The sequence below is a fragment of the Escherichia sp. WS33 genome (assembly GCF_046486385.1).
Taxonomy (GTDB): domain Bacteria; phylum Pseudomonadota; class Gammaproteobacteria; order Enterobacterales; family Enterobacteriaceae; genus ECMA0423.
Map to the genome: position 1 here is coordinate 1 of NZ_JBJQLJ010000022.1, position 23,159 is coordinate 23,159.

Below are 23,159 nucleotides of genomic sequence, written 5' to 3' on the forward strand. Positions count from 1 at the left end.
AACGCCATTTCATCGCCATCCCGCCGAGCATACAGGCCTCGGAAGAACCAATGGTGTTGGTGCCAACGGCCTGACCATTTTTCGGCGCAGGCGCATGCCACAGATCGGCAACCATATTTACGCAACGCAGGTCGATGGCTGCGGATTGCGGATATTCTTCTTTGTCGATCCAGTTTTTATTGATCGACAAATCCATCAATTTATGGACGTTTTCGTCGTCCCAGGTCTGGCAGAAAGTGGCCAGGTTCTGACGAGCGTTGCCATCAAGATATAATTCATCATTGATAATCTGGAATGCGACATCATCGCGCATTTCGTGCAGCGGAAATCGTTTTGACTCCGCGATAGTAGAAATGGCCTTTGCGCCAAAACGTGAATCGAGTAGTTCTGAGCGGAAATCCGTTAACAGCTTCTGGTCCATTTCGAACTCCTTAAATTTATTTGAAGGCAATAAAAAAGTAGGATTTATCCGCAATGGAAGCAAGGCATTACAGGCTTAATTTAAATAACAAAATCCTAAGCAGAAAAACGACTTTTTATAATATAAACATTTAACATGATAATATTAAAAACAGACTTTATTATCGTAATAAAAATCGCCCAAACATTCCTGTTCGGGCGATCAAATTAATTATTGTTTATCCTGCATATACGGCGTGTACACCCCGTTCAGACTGTGCAGGAAAGCTACGATATCATCCACATCCTCCTGCGGCAGCTCTTTGCCTACCTGATAGCGCAGCATCAGTTTCACCGCCCCGTCCAGCGTCGGCACGTCACCGCGATGGAAGTACGGTGCCGTTAAAGCAACGTTACGTAAACCGGGTACTTTCTGACGCAATTTATCACGCTCTTCTTTAGTCACATTCATACGACCAATATCCGCCGCCGTAATTTCCCCAAAGTTAAAGTCTTTTTTCAGCCCCAACGGTTCAAAGGAACGTCCGCCGAGAATAATACCACCATGACAAGTTGCACATTTATTATCTTTAAATAATTGATAGCCTTTTTTCTGTTGCGCCGTCAGCGCATTTTCATCTCCACGCAACCATTTATCAAATGGGGAATCCGGCGTAATTAATGTTTTCTCAAATTCAGCAATGGCATCAGTAATATTTTCGCCACTGAAACCTTGCGGATAAACTTCGAGGAACTGCGCTTTAAGCTGCGGATCTTTTTCCAGCTTAGCAATAATTTCGTCCCAGGATTTCGACGCCATTTCAATCGGGTTCAACGGCGGTCCACCTGCCTGATCCTGCAATGTTGCCGCACGACCATCCCAGAACTGCTCAACGTTAAATACTGAGTTAAATACCGTCGGCGCGTTAATCGGCCCAACTGCGCCACCAACACCAATCGATGTTTTTCTGCCATCGACGCCCCCCGCATTCAACGCATGGCAATGAGCGCATGAAATGGTGCTATCAGCCGATAAACGGGGATCGTGATACAGCGCAAAGCCCAACGCCACTTTTTGCGCATCGGTAGGCAGTTTTTGCGGGATGGGCTGCACCGGTTCATTGCGATGCTCCGGAGCAGTATCATTGCTGGCGTAATATTCCGCGCGCTGTTTTGCAATCCAGGCCAGTATTTCCGCCCGCTCTTCATCACTCACCTTACCCGCCCAGTGTAGCGCGGTATAACGCGTTGGTGGCATAGTTTCATACTGCATCACCCATTCAATCTTATTCAGATCGCTTTGCGAAACGGGTTTATCAGCCAGCAGTGCCGCACGCACGGCCTCGAGGTTAAAAGATTTATATCCAAGCTTAATGTCGTAATCCATCAACTGTTTCGCGCCAGGAATATAATAATAGGCGGGTAATTCTGCCGAAGGTGTGTGGCAATAGTCGCATCCTTTTTCGCGGAGAAAGCCTAAAACCTTATTATTTTCACTGACAGCAGATGCCTGAACATCGGCCTGTTTACTGCGTTTATTATCGTGGTACCACACATAACCAGATAACCCTAAATAGCAAATCGCGACGCCAGCCAGGCCGATCGCGGTAATACGTGAGACCATTTTCATTATTCTTCCCTCACGGTGGTGAGTTATTGTGACCCAGAAAATTTTCCAGAATGCTGCAAACGTCTCTGCGAGACAAAGCCATCATAAAAAACAGGGAGATACGCTTTTTGATAGGAATCAATCAATTACATGAATATAAACTATCAATAAGATAGCCTGTGCCTATTACCCAGATCAGGAATGGCATATCATGATTGCGGCGAGAGCAGGATTGAATGTTCTGAAAATGAAAAACAACACGAAATCCGTATTTTTATAAATTCCATGGATATTAGTGCGTTATATTTTTTGACAGGTTAATAAACGTGATCCACCGCACGCTTTGTCGCCCACCAGGCGGAGCGAATGACTACCCTTAAAGAAAAGCCCGATAATTAGCGACGAATTTCGGAGGTTGGATCCTTATGCTCAATCAGAAAATTCAAAACCCTAATCCAGACGAACTGATGATCGAAGTCGATCTCTGCTATGAGCTGGACCCGTATGAATTAAAACTGGATGAGATGATCGAGGCAGAACCGGAACCCGAGATGATTGAAGGGCTGCCCGCCTCTGATGCGCTGACGCCTGCCGATCGCTATCTCGAACTGTTCGAGCATGTTCAGTCGGCGAAAATTTTCCCCGACAGTAAAACCTTTCCCGACTGCGCACCCAAAATGGACCCGCTGGATATTTTAATCCGCTACCGTAAAGTGCGCCGTCATCGTGATTTTGACTTGCGCAAGTTTGTTGAAAATCACTTCTGGCTGCCGGAGGTCTACTCCAGCGAGTATGTATCGGACCCGCAAAATTCCCTGAAAGAGCATATCGACCAGCTGTGGCCGGTGCTAACCCGCGAACCACAGGATCACATTCCGTGGTCTTCTCTGCTGGCGCTACCGCAGTCATATATTGTCCCGGGCGGCCGTTTTAGCGAAACCTACTATTGGGATTCCTATTTCACCATGCTGGGGCTGGCGGAAAGTGGTCGGGAAGATTTGCTGAAATGCATGGCCGATAACTTCGCCTGGATGATCGAAAACTATGGTCACATCCCCAACGGCAACCGCACCTATTATTTGAGCCGATCGCAACCACCGGTTTTTGCGCTGATGGTGGAGTTGTTTGAAGAAGATGGTGTACGCGGTGCGCGCCGCTATCTCGACCACCTTAAAATGGAATATGCCTTCTGGATGGACGGTGCAGAATCGTTGATCCCTAATCAGGCCTATCGCCATGTTGTGCGGATGCCGGACGGATCGCTGCTCAACCGTTATTGGGACGATCGCGACACGCCGCGTGACGAATCCTGGCTTGAGGACGTTGAAACCGCGAAACATTCTGGTCGCCCGCCCAACGAGGTGTACCGCGATTTACGCGCGGGAGCGGCCTCAGGTTGGGATTACTCTTCCCGTTGGCTGCGTGATACTGGTCGTCTGGCGAGCATTCGTACCACCCAGTTCATCCCCATCGATCTGAATGCCTTCCTGTTTAAACTGGAGAGCGCCATCGCCAACATCTCGGCGCTGAAAGGCGAGAAAGAGACAGAAGCGCTGTTCCGCCAGAAGGCCAGTGCCCGTCGCGATGCGGTAAACCGTTACCTCTGGGATGATGAAAACGGCATCTACCGCGATTACGACTGGCGACGCGAACAACTGGCGCTGTTTTCCGCTGCCGCCATTGTGCCGCTCTATGTCGGCATGGCGAACCATGAACAGGCCGATCGTCTGGCAAACGCCGTACGCAGCCGGTTACTGACACCTGGCGGGATTCTGGCAAGCGAGTACGAAACCGGTGAACAGTGGGATAAACCCAATGGCTGGGCACCGTTACAATGGATGGCAATTCAGGGATTTAAAATGTATGGCGATGACCTTCTGGGTGATGAAATCGCGCGCAGCTGGCTGAAAACGGTGAATCAGTTCTATCTGGAACAGCACAAAATGATCGAGAAATACCATATTGCCGATGGTGTTCCCCGCGAAGGCGGCGGTGGCGAGTATCCGTTGCAGGATGGGTTTGGCTGGACTAACGGTGTGGTACGCCGTTTAATTGGTTTGTACGGCGAACCATAATATTTTTACAGCCAGCCGCTAACTTCCTGCTGGCTGTAAAATTATCCTCTTCAGGAGGAGATATTTAACATCATTGCCGCCTGGGTGCGATTTTTCACTTCCAGACGGCGATACAGGGATTCCAGATGCGCTTTTACCGTTCCGGTACTGATATTCAGCGCTCTGCTGATCTCCTTATTTGATTCGCCCGCCGCTAACATGGTTAAAATCTCCCGCTGGCGGGCGCTTAACGATTTGAGATCTTTAATGTCCTTTTCCGGCGTCGTCCGCCAGTCTCCAGGCAGAAACATCATCCCCATCGCCGCACTATTTACCGCCAACGCAAATGTCTCGACGGTTGAATCACGAGGCACAATGGCCAGCACATTAAAATGAATAACTTCCTGTAACCACCGTTTATTGCAATCCGTCGCCGTGATTAACACCTTAACCTCAGGAAACTGCACCACGGTTTTTTGCAGCAACCAGTAGCAAAACTCACCATCCTGATCGCCATCGAGCATAACTAAGGCTTCAGGGTAACTTTCCAGCTTTTGCCATAACTCGTCTGCCTGACTGGCCCCCTGAATACTCACTCCTGGAATACGCTGCTGTAAACTGATTTTCATTCCATGAATAAATATTGACTGCCTGTCAAACATGACTATTTGCATAACTGAATCTCCACCTGAATACGTTAAAAAGACTTAAGTAGTGGAAGGGTATTACCCGCGAGAAAAAATAAGAATTCGCCATTTGGCGGTGGCCATTCTACAGAGATGACGCGTAGAAAATAGTTACCGATATAAATAGTTACAGCTAAACGCCTGAAATTACATGTCGAGGGCCTATTTAAAACAATTTTGAGGATTTCCTTATATTGGTGGTTAGTACGCATGCAATTAAAAATGAAACTCCGCGACCACAAGCAAAAATAACAAACGGCAATGAGACAAAAATAAGCACAAATAGCCAACACGTCCTCTATTCACTTTAAAGGGAATCGCTGAAAAATACGCTCTGTTTAGGGGGATTCACCTTTCTCAGAAAGCTATTCCGCCCTTTTCCTGCTGAGAAATCGCCACATTCGTCATGACAACATTGTGAAACCCGGCATTAGATGTTAGAAAAAACAATAAACAATGCGATATGCGCGTTACTGTTTCGCTGTGAACAACAATCGGTCAAAGAAATGGATAAAATTCACGCAATGCAGTTGTTCATCAAAGTCGCGGAGCTGGAAAGTTTTTCCCGCGCGGCGGATTTCTTTGCTTTGCCAAAAGGAAGTGTTTCGCGCCAGATACAGGCACTGGAACATCAACTTGGCACCCAGCTTCTCCAGCGCACCACGCGACGGGTCAAACTCACGCCAGAAGGCATGACCTATTATCAACGAGCAAAAGATGTGTTGAGTAATCTCAGCGAACTGGACGGTCTGTTTCAACAGGATGCCACCAGTATCAGCGGTAAATTACGCATCGACATCCCGCCAGGAATCGCGAAAAGCCTGTTACTGCCGCGCCTGTCGGAATTTCTCTATCTGCATCCGGGAATTGAGCTGGAACTGAGTAGCCATGACCGTCCGGTAGATATTCTTCATGATGGTTTTGATTGCGTGATACGCACTGGCGCGTTACCGGAAGATGGCGTTATCGCCCGTCCCCTCGGCAAACTGACCATGGTCAACTGTGCCAGTCCGCACTATCTGACGCGCTTTGGTTATCCGCAAAGCCCCGATGATCTGACTTCACACGCAATAGTGCGTTATACACCGCACCTGGGTGTACATCCGTTAGGTTTTGAGGTTGCCAGCGTTAATGGCGTCCAGTGGTTTAAGTCTGGCGGCATGTTGACGGTAAACAGTAGCGAAAACTATCTCGCCGCCGGTCTTGCCGGTCTGGGGATTATTCAGATCCCGCGCATTGCCGTGCGCGAAGCCCTGCGTGCCGGGCGGCTTATTGAAGTGTTGCCAGGCTACCGTGCCGAGCCGCTCTCCCTTTCGCTGGTTTACCCGCAGCGTCGGGAGCTTTCCCGGCGTGTAAACCTGTTTATGCAGTGGCTGGCTGGCGTAATGAAAGAGCACCTGGACTGACCGACTATACTTTTTAAGAATGACCACGACAGAAGGACAAAAGAGCGGATGACGCAGGAAAACGAGATCAAACGTCCCACCCAGGATCTGGAGCACGAGCCGATTAAGCAGTTGGATAATAGCGAGAAAGGCGGCAAAGTTAGCCAGGCGCTGGAAACCGTCACCACTACTGCCGAAAAAGTCCAACGCCAACCGGTTATTGCGCACCTGATTCGCGCGACAGAACGCTTTAACGATCGGCTGGGTAACCAGTTTGGTGCGGCTATCACCTATTTCTCATTTTTATCGATGATCCCGATTTTGATGGTGTCGTTTGCCGCAGGGGGCTTTGTGCTGGCCTCCCATCCGATGTTGCTACAGGATATCTTCGACAAAATTCTGCAAAACATCAGCGATCCGACGCTAGCCGCCACGTTGAAAAACACCATCAACACCGCCGTTCAGCAGCGTACGACTGTAGGGCTTGTCGGCCTGGCGGTGGCGCTTTATTCTGGCATCAACTGGATGGGTAACCTGCGTGAAGCGATTCGTGCCCAGTCGCGCGATGTCTGGGAACGCTCGCCGCAAGATCAGGAGAAGTTCTGGGTAAAATATCTGCGTGATTTTATTTCACTGATTGGTTTGTTAATTGCGCTGATTGTGACGCTGTCGATCACCTCGGTTGCCGGTTCGGCGCAGCAAATGATTATTAGCGCCCTGCACCTGAACAGCATTGAGTGGCTGAAACCGACGTGGCGGTTGATTGGCCTGGCGATTTCCATCTTCGCCAACTATCTGCTTTTCTTCTGGATCTTCTGGCGGTTGCCGCGCCACCGTCCGCGCAAAAAAGCCCTGATTCGCGGAACATTTCTGGCTGCTATTGGTTTTGAAGTGATTAAAATCGTGATGACTTACACCTTGCCATCGCTGATGAAATCCCCCTCTGGCGCAGCATTTGGTTCCGTGCTGGGGCTGATGGCATTTTTCTACTTCTTCGCCCGTTTGACGCTGTTTTGCGCGGCGTGGATTGCCACCGCCGAATATAAAGACGACCCGCGAATGCCAGGGAAAACGCAGCCTTAAAATAGGCCGGATGCGGCGTAAACGCCTTATCCGGCATACGATTTTATTCGGCCTGGCTCCCCGTAGGCCGGATAAGATGCGCCAGCATCGCATCCGGCTATAATGCGCACATAACCTCTTGAAACTCTTCCCCAGAGCCTCTTCAGCCATCTATTTGGGAGCAAACAATTTCATTCCAACTCATAACCCCAGCATATAAATCCAGTTGGTAACTTTTATTTAACCTGAAACCAGTTTTATCCACTATTTATAAAATTATGTGAAGCATTTCATAGAAGAAAAATCACTGGCCTAAACATTATCCCCTTTTTGCCTGGTTTTTGACCATTTCCGCGATTTGTTACACATTGAAATATCACTTTTGCTGTGCGTAATATGGCTATTCGTTAGCCAAAAAATAAGAAAAGATTATGCAAGCAACAGCCACAACACTCGACCACGAGCAAGAATACACGCCAATCAACTCGCGTAATAAAGTCCTTGTCGCCTCTCTCATTGGCACGGCCATTGAGTTCTTCGACTTTTACATTTACGCCACTGCGGCCGTTATTGTGTTTCCGCATATCTTCTTCCCGCAGGGCGATCCAACGGCAGCAACGCTACAGTCGCTCGCCACCTTCGCCATCGCCTTCGTCGCGCGCCCCATTGGCTCTGCCGTTTTTGGTCATTTTGGCGATCGCGTTGGGCGTAAAGCGACGCTGGTCGCCTCGTTGCTAACGATGGGGATTTCGACCGTGGTGATTGGTCTGCTGCCGGGCTATGCCACGATTGGTATTTTCGCCCCGCTGCTGCTGGCGCTGGCTCGATTTGGTCAGGGTCTGGGCTTAGGCGGTGAATGGGGCGGCGCGGCGCTGCTGGCGACTGAAAACGCCCCACCGCGCAAACGTGCACTGTATGGCTCCTTCCCACAGCTGGGCGCACCGATTGGCTTCTTCTTTGCCAACGGCACTTTCTTGCTGCTTTCCTGGCTACTGACCGACGAGCAGTTTATGAGCTGGGGCTGGCGTGTGCCATTTATCTTCTCGGCGGTGCTGGTCATTATCGGCCTGTATGTTCGCGTGTCGCTGCATGAGTCGCCGGTGTTTGAGAAAGTCGCTAAAGCGAAAAAACAGGTGAAGATCCCGCTGGGTACGCTGCTGACCAAACATGTTCGCGTAACCGTACTGGGTACGTTCATTATGCTGGCAACCTATACGCTGTTTTACATCATGACGGTCTACTCTATGACCTTCAGTACCGCCGCCGCGCCAGTTGGGCTTGGCCTGCCGCGTAACGAAGTGTTGTGGATGCTGATGATGGCAGTTATTGGTTTTGGCGTGATGGTGCCAGTCGCCGGATTACTGGCTGATGCCTTTGGTCGCCGTAAAAGCATGGTAATCATCACCACGCTGATCATCCTGTTCGCGCTGTTCGCCTTTAACCCGCTGCTCGGTTCTGGCAACCCGATTCTGGTTTTTGCCTTCCTGCTGCTGGGGTTAAGTCTGATGGGACTGACCTTCGGGCCGATGGGCGCGCTGTTACCAGAGCTGTTCCCGACAGAAGTGCGTTACACCGGAGCATCGTTCTCTTACAACGTAGCGTCGATTCTCGGGGCTTCCGTTGCACCATATATCGCAGCCTGGTTGCAGGCTAACTACGGGTTAGGTGCGGTGGGGTTATATCTGGCGGCGATGGCTGGCTTGACGTTAATCGCCCTGCTGCTGACCCATGAGACGCGACATCAGTCGTTGTAAGTATCGTGTGGGCAGCCACCCTCACCCCAGCCCTCTCCCTGAAAGGGAGAGGGAGAAAAGCGGAGCGAGATGTTATATCGCGAACATAACAGCCCTCCCCCAGAAAGTGAACGGAAAAGCGGTACTCGTTGTTTCAACACGCACAAAACAGTCCCCTCGCCCCTTTGGGGAGAGGGTTAGGGTGAGGGGAACACGCTGCTCCCGAACTCACCAGCAAACACAATCCAACCTCATCACTTCTTCATCTGCGACAATATCGTCCGACACTGATTAGCCTCCCCTTCGGAAGGTGAGATCAGTGCCAGTAACGCCGCCGCCGGTGTTACCAGCGTTGCCAGTGCCGCAGCAACAGCACCACGGGCAATCAACGGCCCGGCTTTCACCCCAGCCTGCGGATTTTTAAACGTCCCACGCACATACAGCGGCGAACGCAGTGTGATAATCCGAATCCCTTTACTCTCCGGATCAATAGTCAAATCCAGCTGTTCCGAAGCAAAACTTGCCGTGCCGGTAACATTAATCAACGCGTTCTCAGTATCGAAAGCAAAAATCTGCGGGCGCGCCACGCCGTTGGCAATATTCAGATTCGCCGCCGCGCAGTTCACCCGCACCTCATCGTCACCAAATATCGCACCGACAATGTAGTTGCCGACATTCAGCCCAACAATCTCCATCAGGTTGCGGCTCACCAGCCCGTCATTCATCAACAGTTTCAGGTTGCCGTTACTGTTGCCTAAAAGTGCTGCCACCGAGTTACCGCTACCGCGTAGTTCCGCGTCACCGTTCATTTCCCCCAGCGTCTTCTGCATCAGTTCCACATCGGGCATCAGTTCTTTCAGTTTCAGTCGACGAGCCTGAATATCTGCCCGCCCCTGCATCGGCTTTTTATCGCCTTCCAGATGAATATTCGCCGCAATGCTGCCGCCCGCCATGCCAAATTTCAGCGGTTGCAGGCGCAGGTCAGCATTTTTGAGGATGATATGAGTAGAAAGATCGCTAATCGGCAGGCTACTGCCATGCTCAATGCGCCGCCCTTTGAAGCGAACATCGGCATCCATAACGTCCCATTTATCGGTTTCGAAGCGGTCATAAGGCAGCACTTTGCCCGCAGGCTGAACGCTTTTTTCGCCCTTCTTCTGTTCAGACCGTTTCGACTTTTCTGCCCCTTTCCCGGAGTCAACGCCAATTAACGGTCCCAGGTCCGCCAGCCGCAATTGCCGCGACTCGACATCACCTTCCAGTTTTGGTCGTGGTTTTCCGGTGGTGTAGACCAGAGAACCGTGGATATCGCTATCGCCAATTCGCCCATTAAAACCGCGATAATCAAAGACCGACGATTTTTCAGTGTCGATTTTCGCTACCAGCCGACCATCCGTTTCAAACGGCGGGGTATCGGGCAGCAGAACGCCCGTCAGTTCATAGAGATCACCCAGTGAATCGCCAGAAAATTTAAGCCGTAAATCGACACCGCCCATCTTCATTGGGTCATTCACGACGCCATCAAAAGCAACACGGGTGTTACCAGAGCGGAAATCAGCCTGTACCGGAAACGGCGTCCCTTCGCCACGCAGCGCCAGCATACCGCCTATTTTTCCCGTACCCGTGAGCGGTTCACCGTTATAACGTCCCTGCGCCTTCAGGCCAAAAACGTAATCGCCCACCTTTTCTTTATCCGCTTTACCTTTCGATCCAGTAACTTCGCTGAACGGCAGCGGCTTGCCTAACGGATCAACAAAAATCTCCAGATCCGCTTTGCTTACTTTGTCATCAATAGCGATCCGCCCTTGATCGAAAAGAATATTATCCAGCCGAAACGACCATGCCGACGGCTTTGCATTCGCGTCTTTGTTATCATCGTTGGCGAGATTAAACGTCCAGTTATTGTTCTTTTCGGAGAGGCGAATCAGGCGCGCGTCGGGCTTTTCGAGCTTGATCCACGGCAGCCAGACCGTTTTGGTCAGCAGCGCCAGCGGGGCCAGCGTTGCCTCTACGCGTGGCAAATGCACCATCGTGACTTCGGGAATATCCGGTGGATTGCCAAGAATGATGTCTTCCGCGTGTACATGGGGCCACGGCACCCAGCTGCGCCAGCCAGTTTCTTGTTTTTGCCGCTCCCACACCACGCCCAGATCGCCACGGATAGCGAACGGACGATTCAACTCCGCAGAGACTTTCTGGTTGATGGTCGGTTTGAGTCGATTCCAGTCAAAAGTTGCAATCAAAATGATCGCCACGACAATCAACAACAAGAAAGCCCCTGAAATCGCAGCGGTTATTTTGCCTGCCTTGCTCATCGTTCGCTTCCTCATATTCTTCCTGTGCCAGTCCTAAAGATAGTCCAGCCAGGCGGAAAATGAGGCAGCTTATAGCGCCAGAACCGCCGTATTCAGCGTTTCTATCGGTGCCGGGCGTGAAAGAAACCAGCCTTGTGCGGCGAATGCGGGCGAGTTCTGAACATCACGCCACTCTTCCGGTGTTTCTACGCCCTCGACAATCACCCCGCGACAATAGCGATTCATTAGATGTAAAAGCTGAGAAAAGAGTGTGCGGCCTTCCGGCGACTGACGCAGCATCACGAACAGCTCTCGCGCGATTTTGATGTAGTCATAACGCACTTCACTTAGCGCAGAGAAATTTGCCATCCCGGTGCCAAAATCATCCAGCCACAGCGGGCCAAATTCACACATCGAGGCAAAGGTTGAATCTTTCGGCAGGCGGATGTGTTCCACCAGTTCGAAACGCAGCCAGGGAAGACGCTCAATCTGGCGCAGGATTTTTGGTTGCTGACGCAGGGCGATGAGCGTAGGGCCATCAATATTGACCGATGCCAGCAGGCCGTGCTCTATAAAGAAGTCGGCTTTTTGCGCCAACAAATCAATCTGCTCTTTCACAACCTCCATCCGATGGCTGACGGTGATTTCAGTAAAATAGCGATCCGGCGGCAGGCGTTGCGAAGGGTTCAAGGGATGCGTGACCACCGTTAATAGCTCCACGGCCATTAACCGCCCGCATGTTTGATAGATCGGCTGCCAGGTGTAAGCACGCTCACACTGCAACCAAAAACGCCGTTCCTGCAAGCTCTCGATGCTTGCTTCAGGGTTGCTTATTCGCTGGATAACCTGCCTTATCATCAAAGATGTCCTGTGTTTAAAAGTGATGCTGCCCGGACTCGACAAAGATTATCGGCGCGTAAGGGCAGAACTTTACCGCCTGGCCGGGGTAAATTTCCTCACTCCACAACGGAATCTTTCAGGAATACGTCCTGGCTCAAAAAAATAATGGAACACTGTTTTAATATGGTTGACCAGCAAACCACCACAGCGCAAACTAACGCTAATTTTTTACAGATCAGGTTCACGACTATGTCCAAAAAGATTGCCGTGATTGGCGAATGCATGATTGAGCTTTCCGAGAAAGGCGCGGACGTTAAGCGCGGTTTCGGCGGCGATACCCTGAACACTTCCGTCTATATCGCCCGTCAGGTCGATCCTGCGGCATTAACCGTTCATTACGTAACGGCGCTGGGAACGGACAGTTTTAGCCAGCAAATGCTGGACGCCTGGCACGGCGAGAACGTTGATACTTCCCTGACCCAACGGATGGAAAACCGTCTGCCGGGCCTTTACTACATTGAAACCGACAGCACCGGTGAACGTACGTTCTACTACTGGCGTAACGAAGCCGCTGCCAAATTCTGGCTGGAGAGCGAGCAGTCTGCGGCGATTTGCGAAGAGCTGGCGAATTTCGATTATCTCTACCTGAGCGGGATTAGCCTGGCGATCTTAAGCCCGACCAGCCGCGAAAAGCTGCTTTCCCTGCTGCGCGAATGCCGCGCCAACGGCGGAAAAGTGATTTTCGACAATAACTATCGTCCGCGCCTGTGGGCCAGCAAAGAAGAGACACAGCAGGTGTACCAACAAATGCTGGAATGCACGGATATCGCCTTCCTGACGCTGGACGACGAAGACGCGCTGTGGGGTCAACAGCCGGTGGAAGACGTCATTGCGCGCACCCATAACGCGGGCGTGAAAGAAGTGGTGGTGAAACGCGGGGCGGATTCTTGCCTGGTGTCCATTGCTGGCGAAGGGTTAGTGGATGTTCCGGCGGTGAAACTGCCGAAAGAAAAAGTGATCGATACCACCGCAGCTGGCGACTCTTTCAGTGCCGGTTATCTGGCGGTACGTTTAACGGGCGGCAGTGCGGAAAACGCGGCGAAACGCGGGCACCTGACCGCAAGTACCGTTATTCAGTATCGCGGCGCGATTATCCCGCGTGAGGCGATGCCAGCGTAAAAGCAGCATATGCAAAAGGCTGGATAAAGTGTTACCCCTCTATCCAGCTCATCCATAAATACCTGATGATTGTGCTAACTCATCACCATCAGGCATTACTGTGCAGGTGGAATATCCGTCACTTCAGGATGTACGTCATCCGTGGCGACAGAGGTGGTCGCAGCGGCGGTAGATGGGGCCATGATTTGATCCCAGGCCGCCTGCAACGCTTTCATGTTAAATTCCGGCTCGCCTTTCGGCTGCAGCAGTATTAACGCCATATCATTCGACAACTGCTGACGCAGATCCTGATTTAACATCTCCACCGTCAGGCTGTTAAGGAAATCCTGCCGCAGTTTCTGATACTGCTCCGGCGCGATATCGACGACCTGATTTTGCAACGAACGCATCCGCTGACCCATCAGAATATCGGTATCAGCCCGCGCATAGGCGGCAAACAGTTTCTGCAGCTCCAGTTTCTTTTGCGCCACTAACGCATTGAACTCTTCTTCCGGCAGACCTTTATCGCGAACCTTCGCCAGTTCACGCGCCACCAGATTAAGGTTGCTGTTCAGCTTGTCGTTTGGTGATTCGATGTTGATGGCACACTGCGCACGCAGATACAGCACACGGCAGTCAAATCCAAGACCGATGTCTTTGCTGTTACTGGCGCTTAACGCTTGCTGAACATGCCAGAACAGCGCCTCGCGGGCCAGGTCCGCACGCCAGTAGCGCAGCAGTGCGGCTGATTCACGAATCGGCTGCCACGGCGTATCCCACATGATAGATAACCGGTCCTGACGCACCGCGTCAGTCATAATACTCACCGCTTCCGCACGCAGCGGAGAAAGCGTCGGCACCGGAGCTGGCGTTTCACGTTTGCCTTTCAGTTCGCCAAACGTTTTGTTGATTTGGTCGACAACCGAGCGCGCATCCACGTTTCCCACCACCAGTAGCGTCATTGCATCCGGGGTGTACCATTTCTGATAGAAATCTTTAATTTTTTCCGCTTCAACGGGTTGTTTCAGCGGATCGGCAGGATCGTGACCTAACAAGGTTGATCCTTTCAGACGATAACGCCACCAGCCCTCTTTAGTATCGGCAGGCCAGGTTGCCACCATGTCCTGACTTTGCAGCGCGTGGTTGATGGTTTCTGGTGTGATAGTCAGTTTGCCAGTGGCATTTGCCAGGTAAGAGAGCGCCTCTTTCAGCAAATCGTTACGGTTATTGGGCAAACTCAGATTAAACAGCGTAGTGTCATACGAGACAATTACCGGCGGCATCGGGCGTTTAGGGTCGATCCCCTGCTGCCACAATGAACGCGCCTGTGCTGCGTCAAGGCCACCGCTTTGCGTTAGCGCAATACGAGGGATGGCGTGACTGTAACCGCTCTGTTGTGTACTTTCGGCGAGCGAACCGGTATTAACCAGCAGGCGAATTTCAACACGATCGCTGGGACGCTGGGGGGTGGTCAGCACTTGCCACTGTAAACCGTTGGAAAGCGTCCCCTGTTGCCATGCTGGATCAGGCTGGAGCGCATCTGCCTGCACATAGCCAGCAGTGGCCATCATCAGCAAACCGCCCGCTAAAAGTCGAATTTTTGTGCCCTGCATGTGAACCCCTGATCAACTATCCTGGTAATAAAAAAACTGCCCGTTGTCGGTCAGTCTAAATGACGTTAAAAACACTTCGTGTTAGACCGCAAGAACATGAAAATGTCACGGAAGAAGTGAAATAAACCTGAACTCACCCAGGTGGTAAGTTCAGGCACAGGGGTCAATTATGCGCAAACACCCGCACTCGGGGAAGGGAGTGCGGGCATAAGTGATGAGATTAAGAGGATAATTCGTGCGTTTTGCCATCCGGCGCACGATTATTCAGCACATCGTCCAGTTTTTTGTGGTCCAGTTCTTTCACCCACTTAGCAACGACAATGGTCGCTACGCCGTTACCGACCAGGTTAGTCAGCGCACGAGCTTCTGACATAAAGCGGTCGATACCGAGGATCAGCGCCAGACCCGCTACCGGCAAATGGCCCACCGCAGAGAGCGTCGCCGCCAGCACGATAAAGCCACTACCCGTTACCCCTGCCGCCCCTTTAGAAGAAAGCAGCAACACGATTAACAGCGTGATTTGGTGGACGATATCCATCTGACTGTTAGTGGCCTGGGCGATAAACACCGCCGCCATTGTCAGGTATATCGATGTGCCATCAAGGTTAAACGAGTAGCCTGTCGGGATGACCAGCCCCACCACCGATTTACGGCAGCCGAGTTTCTCCATCTTGTCGAGCATACGCGGCAGCGCCGACTCGGAAGATGAAGTCCCCAGTACAATCAGCAGTTCTTCACGGATGTAGCGGATAAATTTGAAGATACTGAAACCAGTCGCTTTAGCGATTGAACCCAATACCAGCACCACAAACAGGATACAGGTAATGTAGAAACAGATAATCAGCTGCCCCAGTTGCACCAGTGTGCCGACGCCGTATTTACCGATGGTAAACGCCATTGCCCCGAACGCACCAATAGGTGCCAGACGCATGATCATATTGATGATGCCGAAGATGACCTGCGAGAAACTTTCGATGACGTTAAAAATCAGTTGGCCTTTGCTGCCCAGACGGTGGAGCGCAAAACCAAACAGTACGGCAAACAGCAGCACCTGCAGAATGTTACCGCTGGCAAATGCGCCAATGACGCTCGCCGGGATGACATCCATAATGAAGGCGACAATGCCCTGGTCTTTCGCCTGATCGGCGTAAACCGCTACCGCTTTCGCATCAAGCGTTGCCGGATCGACGTTCATTCCGGCACCAGGCTGCACGACGTTAACGATGATAAGACCAATAATCAGCGCGATGGTACTGACAATCTCAAAGTAAAGCAGTGCGACTGCGCCGGTACGACCGACCGCCTTCATGCTTTCCATGCCCGCAATGCCCGTTACGACGGTACAAAAGATGACAGGAGCGATGATCATCTTAATGAGCTTAACGAAGCCGTCGCCAAGCGGTTTCATTTGCTCGCCTATTTCAGGATAGAAATGGCCAAGGAGAATACCAATGGCTATCGCTGTCAGGACCTGAAAGTAAAGGCTTTTAAACAGAGAGGTTTTCATAGGGTGTCCTTTAGTAAAACCACAGGTCTTGTAAGGTTATGGGGTACCTGCGGCCTTAAAATAACACCCAGACAACATCACAGAAATGTACCTGGATCATAATTGAAACAAAAAGGTTAAAAAGTTTGAGCTGGCTCGCACAAACCAGCACTTTTTAAAGTTTTGTAATCAGTTTGGGGTAGCTACTTTTCTTCCAGGTAACTCTCTTCGAAGATTTCAATAGGGAGTGGGCGAGCAAAAAGGAAGCCCTGGGCAATACCAACGCCCGCTTTTGCCAGCCAGTCGCGTTGTGCTTCAGTCTCCACGCCTTCGGCAATCATTTGTAAGTTCAGGCTCTGCGCCAGCATGATAATTGCAGCAATCATGCTGCTATCTTCCGGCAAGCCTTCAACAAACATTTTGTCGATTTTCAGTACGTCGATTGGCAACGATTTCATATGCTGCAGCTGACGCAGCCCTGCGTAGCCCATGCCGAAATCATCCAGCGCCACCCGAACTCCGGCATTGCGCAGCGGACGGAGGATTGCCACCGCAGCATGAGGGTCGTCAATACGTCGGCTTTCTGTCACTTCCAGAATCAGTGTTCCCGGCTGAATGCGATAGCGGGTTAACAGTTCCAGCATATCCGCCACCATATTTGGGTGCATCAGTTGCAGCGCAGAGAGGTTTACCGACAAGGGCAGCATAATGCCGCGCTCTTGCCAGGCTGCAAGCAATCGACAGGACTCTTCCAGCACCCAGTGACCGACGGTAACCATCAGCCCACAGCACTCAATGCGATCGATTAAGCCATCCGGCAGGTCCCAACTGCCATCCGGTTGCTGGATACGCAGTAACACTTCCGCACTGACCAGTTTTCCGCTGGTCATCTCGACCTGTGGCTGTAACCAAATAGCAAACTGATGATTTTCCAGTGCATTAAGGATATCGCTCTCTTCCGTCAACCGCTTCTGGGCGGCTTCCATCTGCTGCGGATCAAAGAACTGAATCTGATTCTTGCCTTTATGGCGAGCGGTAAATGCCGCAGAAATAGCGCGACTGTAAAGCTGTTCGGCGGTGAGATCGCCGTAGAACATCGCCACGCCAATGCTACAGTGCGGACGGAGTTGAATACGTTCAATCGGCAGGCGCTCGCTCATGATAGTGAGCACTTGCTGACCTAAGGTGATTGCGTGCCACGGTTCCTGTACACCGTTGGCAATGACAGCAAAGTCATAACCGCTAATCTGCGCGAGGATCATACGTGGCGACAGTACCGATTTGAGTTTTTCCACCAGCGTCAGCAGCAGAATTTCTCGTTGCGCCTCTTTCAGCACGCCCGCAGTATCACGCAGGGTTTCACAGGTGATGATCATCAGCGCGGTGGTTTGTTTACGCGCGACAACCTGCTCCAGCATCTCCATCAGCAAGGCTTTGTTCGGCAAATCCGACACCGGGAAGCGCATCGCATTTTCGTTCTGTTCTTCATAATGGCGCTGCAGCAATTGCTGGTTGAGGTTGTAACTGCGCACCAACATACCGATTTCATCGTCCTGATGCAGACGCGGTAATGCCAGTTGGTGACCAACAAGCTCCTGGGCTGGGATGGCGTTAAGTTCGCGAGCAATATTGCGTAACGGATGCAAAATCAGGCGGTTAATGCACCAGCTGATGGCGACGGTCAGGATAAGCGACAAAAGTAAGTAAATGGTCACTAACGTTGAGAGGGTGCTCATCACGAACTTATACATACGGAAGGAATCCGCCTGTAGTACCAGATAGGCAATTGGCTGCGGGTTTGCCGGACGTTCGAGCGAGTAAACGCCCAGCGAGATTTGAACCGGTAGCTCAAACAGGCGAGTAACCATTACCGGCACCGGGCGCTCTGGAATAAAACTTTTACGCAGCGCCTGGAACTGGTTAGGCAGCACTACATCGGCACGGCTGACCACGCCTGCCGGTTTAATGCTGGCAAGAATAGCTTCCGCTTCGGGAATATCGCCTTTCAAAATAGCTGAAGATAAGGGTTCGCGGACAGAGCGAGCAATGCTTTCCAGTTGCGTAGCCGTGTTATAGCGATTCTGTTGGACCAGATGGAACAGCAAAACGGTGCAAAAAATAAAAACGAACACCAGGACAACGGCTGCCACCATTGCCATCTGCTTGATTGTTAACGAGCGACTTACGCGCAAATTGTCTCCCCCCGGAAATCCCAGATTGCCGCCCGAGTATACCCGATCGCAGCGGCATTAAGAGAGGCGCTATCTGAAAACTTACCAGTCGGCGTAAGGTATCAGCGGCTGCGGCGGTAAATCCATGTCACCCTGCCATCCGGCGGCGGAATAACGTACGTAGAGCAGGAAATGGCTGGGTGCGTAATCTTTCGCCTGCTGGATATCAATTGCCGTGCCAACAAACCAGTTGGAAGTAACACGTCGTTCAAGTAATGCCCGCGCCGTGTAGCCGAAGCCCTGACTGCTGCCGCCATCGTTGGATTGCCGCGCAGCTTCTTCCTGCCAGTCGGTCGGGATCAGATTCATCAGCGGATAACGCGGCATGGTTTTGGTGCGTGAATGCGACCACGAGCCAGACGCCCCCAGCTCCCACGACCAGTTTTCCGTGCGCTCCCGCCACATCACCGGTATGGCAAACGACAGGTATTCCTGCGGGCTGTAGTAACCGCCCTGACCGAGTGAGTAGCCACTCAGGTCTTTGTCGTAATGCCAGATCATGTTGTTCAGGCCGATTGTGACGCGGCGATTGTTCTGGTTGATGACCTTATAGTAATAGCCCGTCATCCAGCGCACGCGCCAGTTATCTTCGACATTTTTACCGGTTAACTGGTCGCCACTAAGCGATGCCCAGACGCCGTTTGCTTCACCTTTATCGTAGCTCAGGCTTAGCCCCACGCCGTCGGCACGCACACCGCCCCATTTTTTCCCGGTATTGCTCGGGGAGTCTTTTTGCCCACCAAAGGCCAGCAAAGAACTGGAGATGGGCCGACGGTGGGCGTTAACGGTGTAACCCAGCGGCCCGATATCATCGCTGTAACTGATGCCGCCGACCACATCCACCACGTTGAAGCCCATCGGCGTGGTGCCGATATCCCAGCTCCAGACGTCATTTCGCCAGCCGACCGCCACGCTGGCACCGGAATCCGACTGGCTGCGGTTGCCGCTACAGTCCTGTAATGTACAGGTGCCCCAGTTATCATCCCATTTACCATCGGCATTAGTGGAGAAACTGCCGACGTTCATATTGACGAAATCACTGCGAAAGAACATCCGCCCGTCAGAATACGGCGCGTCCACCTGCAACATAGTGGTGTGCGCTTTCAGATCGGAGTAACCACCGGTGCCGCTCGATCCCCAATAATCATGCTCAAGGGTGACGTTAAGATCCTGCTGGCGATAGAGGTCCGCCGCATCGCTGCGCACGCCGCGTTTCAGCCAGTCATCTTTCTCGTCGTTACGGGTCAGTCGGGTGAATGTGTCGTTATCCTGCGGACGCGTCGTAGTCACACCGGATGCGACCATGGCGTCTTTGTAGGTTTCCAGCGCCTGCTTTGGATCGCCCGCCTGCGCTTCAAACTTCGCACCGTCGCGCAGCACCATCGCGCTTTCCATCGACGGTGGCTGAGATTTTGCCTGCGGGATCAACTTATTAAACGTCTGCTGCGCCGCTGCGGTATCTCCAAGCTGCGCCTGCGCCAGCGCCACGCGCCGCTGTGTGTTCAGCGAGGCGTTATCGGTAGCGGGCAGTTTCGCCAGCTGGCTACGTGCCGCCGCTGTGTCACCGGCAGCAATATCCACTTCCGTCAGCCCCAGAATGGCATCGGCGTTAGTTGGCTCCCGCGTCAGGACATTCTGATATGCAGCGCGGGCGGCGGTGTAATCACGTCGCTGCTGCGCCCAGTCAGCCAGCGTGAGGTCAATACGCGTGGAAGGTGGTTGCTGACGCAGCATCGCTTCCGCTTCAGCTTCTTTGCCGCTTTCTCGCAGGCGATTAGCGGTTTCCAGCACCTGATCGCTTTGCAGTCGATTAACCAGCTCCTGAATATTGCTGTTCCACTGCGCGCGCGGCAGGCTGTTGATATGCGCCAGCGCCGCTCTGTCGTGGTCATGACCAGAGAGGTACAGCCCGTAAGCGTAAACCTGCTCCGGGTCGTTCGGCTTCTGCTGCGCCAGATTGCGCATTAACGTATCGGCCTGGCTGCGTTGTCCGGCCTGCCAGAGATCCTGCGAAAGTCGGTAAGTAATCCATACGCTGCCGGGGTCCAGCGCCAGTCGTTGCCGCTGAAGTGCTGCCGCCTGCGCCCATTTGCCCTGGTTTTCCAGTGCCTCTGCCTGCTGTGCCAGACGGTCGTTTTGCAGGCTGCGTTCGATATCATCAATGCTACGCCGCTGACTGGCAGAGAGCGAGGCGATAAACGCTTCAGCTTTTTCTGGCGATTGCTGGCGGTAAATATTTGCCAGCCCGCGCACGGCGTTAGTGTTGCCGCTGTCCATACGCAAGGTCTGCTGATAATAACGTTCGGCGGCGGGATAATCTTTTCGCGCCATCGCCACATCGCCCAGCCCCAGCACTGCATAACTGTCGGTGTTATCGACATTACGCGCCTGCTGGAACAGGCGTTCTGCCCGGTCAGGATTATTGGCTTTCAGCGCAGCATCGCCCTGCTGGATCGCCAGCCAGTAGCGGTTTACTTTCAGCAGACTGTTCCATTTGTCGTTGTTGCTGCTGTGCGGGTCCAGTGCGAGGGCTTTTTCCAGATTCGCCACTGCATTGGCGCGATCGCCTTTCTGAGAATACGCCTGGCCCAGCGCCCCCAGAGCTTCACTGTCTTTCGGGTTCGCCCGCACCGCCTGTTGTAGTTCGGGAATGGCTTTACCCGCCATACCAGAGTCCACCGCCGCTAAACCTTGCGCACGAGCGCGGAAAGCAGGATCGGCCAGCTGTTTTTGCTGTTCTGCCAGTTGCGATTGCGCAGCCGCCACGCTATCGCCATCACTAAAGATCGAGAGATATTTTTTCAGCGCCGACACACTGGCATCACTGACGGGCATGTCTTTAATCTGCCCGTACCAGATTTTAGAGGCCCCTTCGCGCCCGGCGTTCGATTTTGCCATCTGTTCCAGGACGGCAAAACCTTCGTCACGGCGATCGCTACTAAACAGCAATAGCGCCAGATTGTTTTGCAGGCCCGTATTGCCCGGTGCATCCGCATTGATGCGTTTTAACTGATTAATCGCTTCGCCACGGCGAGCCGGAATTTTCGCCACCGTACTCCAGTACTCGACAGCAATGTCACCTTCCGGCGGCGCACCGTTGAACAGTTTGTTGTAACTCGCCACAGCTTCTTCTGCATGACCGGTCGTCGCCTGCAATCGTGCCTGTTGCAGTGCCTGACGACCATCCGGCGTGGAAAGTAGCATCGTAGTCCGCGACGATTTATACGCATTTGAACTCGGCGCTAACTGCGACAGCCGATCGAGCTGTTTTTGCGCGCCATCAATATCGCCCTGACGTAACAAAGAACGGAAACGGGCGGCAACGACGTCCGGGTTATTCGGATCAATAAGTTCCAGCCGATATAACGACTGTTGCACCAGATCTTCACGATGGGTCGCTTCGCCTAACCGAACTTGCTCCAGCAACTGTTGCTGAGCGGTTGGTGCTGCCTCGACCATCGGCATGACGGCCAGACCGAGGGAAAGCGTGAATATGTTTAGTGTGAATTTGCGCATTCCTGGCCCCAGTCAGGTAATAACTCACCTTTTGTCGAGAAGCGGAAACGGTGTTGATCCCAGCCTTGTCCAAACAGGGTCAGCACATAGTTGTAATAGGCATCGCTGCCGGGAAAGTTATCGGCCACGCGCTGGCGCTGAACGGCCTGCGCATCGCGGTTTTGTAAAAAGGGCAGCATGGCGGCAGAAAAACCGACCGGTCCTTTACCCTGCGCTTTCCCCGTAGCCACATCCACTTTTTCCGGCGGATAACCGTTTTTCTCAGTGAATGTCGCCATCGGTTTAAACCGGTTGAGCATCCGCGCTTTTTGCGGATCGCTGTCAGGCATCATGCCTACCCACATGTAAACGCGGATAGCGTCGTAGCTGCTGATCAATGTTTTTTCGGCTTTTAGCTGCCAGCCTTTGTCTTTCTCATAGCGCACCCAGTCTGGCGAAAAACCTTTCGGGGCGGTTTCCAGCAATAAACGTTGATTGGTTTCGCGCAGCGTGGTCCACGGCGCGCCAAAGCGGGTGAAATACTGCGCCAGCGTCGGCGGCAGGTAGCTGGGGTTAAAACGCCAGCTGTTATCCTCAGCAAAACCCACTTTGCCCGGTAACAACATGGAACCCAGCCCAGGCACCGTCACCACTTCCTCCCGCGCGATACGTTTTAGCAACGCGCTGCCGATGTCGGTATAACGCTGCTCTTTCCACAAACGCCCCGCCTCCAGCAACGACCAGGCCATCCAGACATCACCATCGGAGGCCGAATTGCTGTCCAGCACTTCCCACTTACTGTTCTCTTTCTTGCCCCACAGCCAGGCGGGCAAACGTTCTTTTAAAGAACCCTGAGCGAGATTGTTCTGCGTCCAGTCGAGAATATTATCGAAAGCTACACGGTCGTTAGCCGCCAGGGCAAAGAACATACCGTAACTTTGCCCTTCGGAGGTGGTGATTTTGCGCGCGTCGCTGGGGTCGATGACGCGCCCTTCCTGACTGATGTAATCCTTTTTAAACTGCTCCCAGGCAGGCCAGGTACAGGCTGCCTGAACACTAAAGGCAGCCAACAGCAGCATCGTCACGATTCCACTACGCAACACATTCATCTTCA

Annotated in this window: 15 protein-coding genes; 5 read left to right on the plus strand and 10 right to left on the minus strand. The window is 52.4% G+C overall.

Annotated features, from left to right (window positions below):
- On the minus strand, positions 1 to 421 hold a 421-nt coding region (locus tag ACJHXA_RS17060; protein ID WP_001481891.1), incomplete at its 3' end, for a pyridoxal-dependent decarboxylase.
- 210 nt (positions 422 to 631) lie between these two features.
- A complete protein-coding gene (gene ccp / locus ACJHXA_RS17065; protein ID WP_000784821.1) occupies positions 632 to 2,029 on the minus strand; it encodes a cytochrome c peroxidase in 1,398 nt (465 codons plus the stop codon).
- Between the two features lie 404 nt (positions 2,030 to 2,433).
- Here ccp and ACJHXA_RS17070 point away from each other — a divergent pair, with 404 nt between their 5' ends.
- The gene (locus ACJHXA_RS17070; protein ID WP_000934218.1) at positions 2,434 to 4,083 is read left to right on the plus strand and encodes an alpha,alpha-trehalase; all 1,650 of its coding nucleotides are present in this window, start codon (positions 2,434 to 2,436) and stop codon (positions 4,081 to 4,083) included.
- A 50-nt stretch (positions 4,084 to 4,133) separates the two neighbouring features.
- Here the strand turns inward: ACJHXA_RS17070 and ACJHXA_RS17075 are convergent, their stop codons facing one another.
- Positions 4,134 to 4,736: a helix-turn-helix transcriptional regulator gene (locus ACJHXA_RS17075; RefSeq protein WP_001167678.1), complete on the minus strand. Its 603-nt coding sequence runs from the start codon at positions 4,734 to 4,736 to the stop codon at positions 4,134 to 4,136.
- A 518-nt stretch (positions 4,737 to 5,254) separates the two neighbouring features.
- Here ACJHXA_RS17075 and ACJHXA_RS17080 point away from each other — a divergent pair.
- The 3 genes from ACJHXA_RS17080 (at position 5,255) to ACJHXA_RS17090 (ending at position 8,949) form a co-directional block, all read left to right on the plus strand.
- Entirely contained in the window at positions 5,255 to 6,154 is a 900-nt protein-coding gene (locus ACJHXA_RS17080) for a LysR family transcriptional regulator (protein WP_001307449.1), read from the plus strand.
- Positions 6,155 to 6,202: 48 nt separating this feature from the next.
- Entirely contained in the window at positions 6,203 to 7,216 is a 1,014-nt protein-coding gene (gene yhjD / locus ACJHXA_RS17085; RefSeq protein ID WP_000191257.1) for an inner membrane protein YhjD, read from the plus strand.
- Positions 7,217 to 7,626: 410 nt separating this feature from the next.
- A complete protein-coding gene (locus ACJHXA_RS17090) occupies positions 7,627 to 8,949 on the plus strand; it encodes an MFS transporter (RefSeq protein WP_001149002.1) in 1,323 nt (440 codons plus the stop codon).
- A 233-nt stretch (positions 8,950 to 9,182) separates the two neighbouring features.
- On the opposite strand, the gene ACJHXA_RS17095 is transcribed toward ACJHXA_RS17090, so the two are convergent.
- Both ACJHXA_RS17095 and pdeH read right to left on the minus strand, forming a co-directional pair.
- Positions 9,183 to 11,243 carry an AsmA family protein gene (locus ACJHXA_RS17095; protein WP_001296794.1) on the minus strand — a complete coding sequence of 687 codons (2,061 nt, stop codon included), beginning with the start codon at positions 11,241 to 11,243 and terminating at the stop codon, positions 9,183 to 9,185.
- Positions 11,244 to 11,312: 69 nt separating this feature from the next.
- The gene (pdeH, locus tag ACJHXA_RS17100; protein ID WP_001295219.1) at positions 11,313 to 12,080 is read right to left on the minus strand and encodes a cyclic-guanylate-specific phosphodiesterase; all 768 of its coding nucleotides are present in this window, start codon (positions 12,078 to 12,080) and stop codon (positions 11,313 to 11,315) included.
- A 231-nt stretch (positions 12,081 to 12,311) separates the two neighbouring features.
- On the opposite strand from pdeH, the gene kdgK reads away from it, so the two are divergent.
- Complete coding sequence (gene kdgK / locus ACJHXA_RS17105) at positions 12,312 to 13,241, plus strand: 2-dehydro-3-deoxygluconokinase (RefSeq protein WP_001296796.1); 930 nt, start codon at positions 12,312 to 12,314, stop codon at positions 13,239 to 13,241.
- Positions 13,242 to 13,336: 95 nt separating this feature from the next.
- On the opposite strand, the gene ACJHXA_RS17110 is transcribed toward kdgK, so the two are convergent.
- The 5 genes from ACJHXA_RS17110 to bcsZ form a co-directional block, all read right to left on the minus strand.
- Positions 13,337 to 14,833: a M16 family metallopeptidase gene (locus ACJHXA_RS17110; protein WP_001163137.1), complete on the minus strand. Its 1,497-nt coding sequence runs from the start codon at positions 14,831 to 14,833 to the stop codon at positions 13,337 to 13,339.
- A gap of 220 nt (positions 14,834 to 15,053) precedes the next feature.
- Entirely contained in the window at positions 15,054 to 16,340 is a 1,287-nt protein-coding gene (dctA, locus tag ACJHXA_RS17115) for a C4-dicarboxylate transporter DctC (RefSeq protein ID WP_000858214.1), read from the minus strand.
- Positions 16,341 to 16,522: 182 nt separating this feature from the next.
- Positions 16,523 to 18,511 carry a biofilm formation regulator HmsP gene (gene hmsP / locus ACJHXA_RS17120; protein WP_001266306.1) on the minus strand — a complete coding sequence of 663 codons (1,989 nt, stop codon included), beginning with the start codon at positions 18,509 to 18,511 and terminating at the stop codon, positions 16,523 to 16,525.
- 81 nt (positions 18,512 to 18,592) lie between these two features.
- Complete coding sequence (bcsC, locus tag ACJHXA_RS17125; RefSeq protein ID WP_001225102.1) at positions 18,593 to 22,066, minus strand: cellulose synthase complex outer membrane protein BcsC; 3,474 nt, start codon at positions 22,064 to 22,066, stop codon at positions 18,593 to 18,595.
- A complete protein-coding gene (gene bcsZ, locus ACJHXA_RS17130; RefSeq protein WP_001307453.1) occupies positions 22,048 to 23,154 on the minus strand; it encodes a cellulose synthase complex periplasmic endoglucanase BcsZ in 1,107 nt (368 codons plus the stop codon). Before bcsZ ends, bcsC begins: the two co-directional genes overlap by 19 nt.
- Between the last annotated feature and the right edge of the window lie 5 nt (positions 23,155 to 23,159).

What these genes read in the sequence shown, in the direction of transcription:
- ccp (WP_000784821.1), bottom strand. Translation starts at nt 2,029, where the DNA reads ATGAAAATGGTCTCACGTATTACCGCGATCGGCCTGGCTGGCGTCGCG.
- ACJHXA_RS17070 (WP_000934218.1), top strand. Translation starts at nt 2,434, where the DNA reads ATGCTCAATCAGAAAATTCAAAACCCTAATCCAGACGAACTGATGATC.
- ACJHXA_RS17075 (WP_001167678.1), bottom strand. Translation starts at nt 4,736, where the DNA reads ATGCAAATAGTCATGTTTGACAGGCAGTCAATATTTATTCATGGAATG.
- ACJHXA_RS17080 (WP_001307449.1), top strand. Translation starts at nt 5,255, where the DNA reads ATGGATAAAATTCACGCAATGCAGTTGTTCATCAAAGTCGCGGAGCTG.
- yhjD (WP_000191257.1), top strand. Translation starts at nt 6,203, where the DNA reads ATGACGCAGGAAAACGAGATCAAACGTCCCACCCAGGATCTGGAGCAC.
- ACJHXA_RS17090 (WP_001149002.1), top strand. Translation starts at nt 7,627, where the DNA reads ATGCAAGCAACAGCCACAACACTCGACCACGAGCAAGAATACACGCCA.
- ACJHXA_RS17095 (WP_001296794.1), bottom strand. Translation starts at nt 11,243, where the DNA reads ATGAGCAAGGCAGGCAAAATAACCGCTGCGATTTCAGGGGCTTTCTTG.
- pdeH (WP_001295219.1), bottom strand. Translation starts at nt 12,080, where the DNA reads ATGATAAGGCAGGTTATCCAGCGAATAAGCAACCCTGAAGCAAGCATC.
- kdgK (WP_001296796.1), top strand. Translation starts at nt 12,312, where the DNA reads ATGTCCAAAAAGATTGCCGTGATTGGCGAATGCATGATTGAGCTTTCC.
- ACJHXA_RS17110 (WP_001163137.1), bottom strand. Translation starts at nt 14,833, where the DNA reads ATGCAGGGCACAAAAATTCGACTTTTAGCGGGCGGTTTGCTGATGATG.
- dctA (WP_000858214.1), bottom strand. Translation starts at nt 16,340, where the DNA reads ATGAAAACCTCTCTGTTTAAAAGCCTTTACTTTCAGGTCCTGACAGCG.
- bcsC (WP_001225102.1), bottom strand. Translation starts at nt 22,066, where the DNA reads ATGCGCAAATTCACACTAAACATATTCACGCTTTCCCTCGGTCTGGCC.
- bcsZ (WP_001307453.1), bottom strand. Translation starts at nt 23,154, where the DNA reads ATGAATGTGTTGCGTAGTGGAATCGTGACGATGCTGCTGTTGGCTGCC.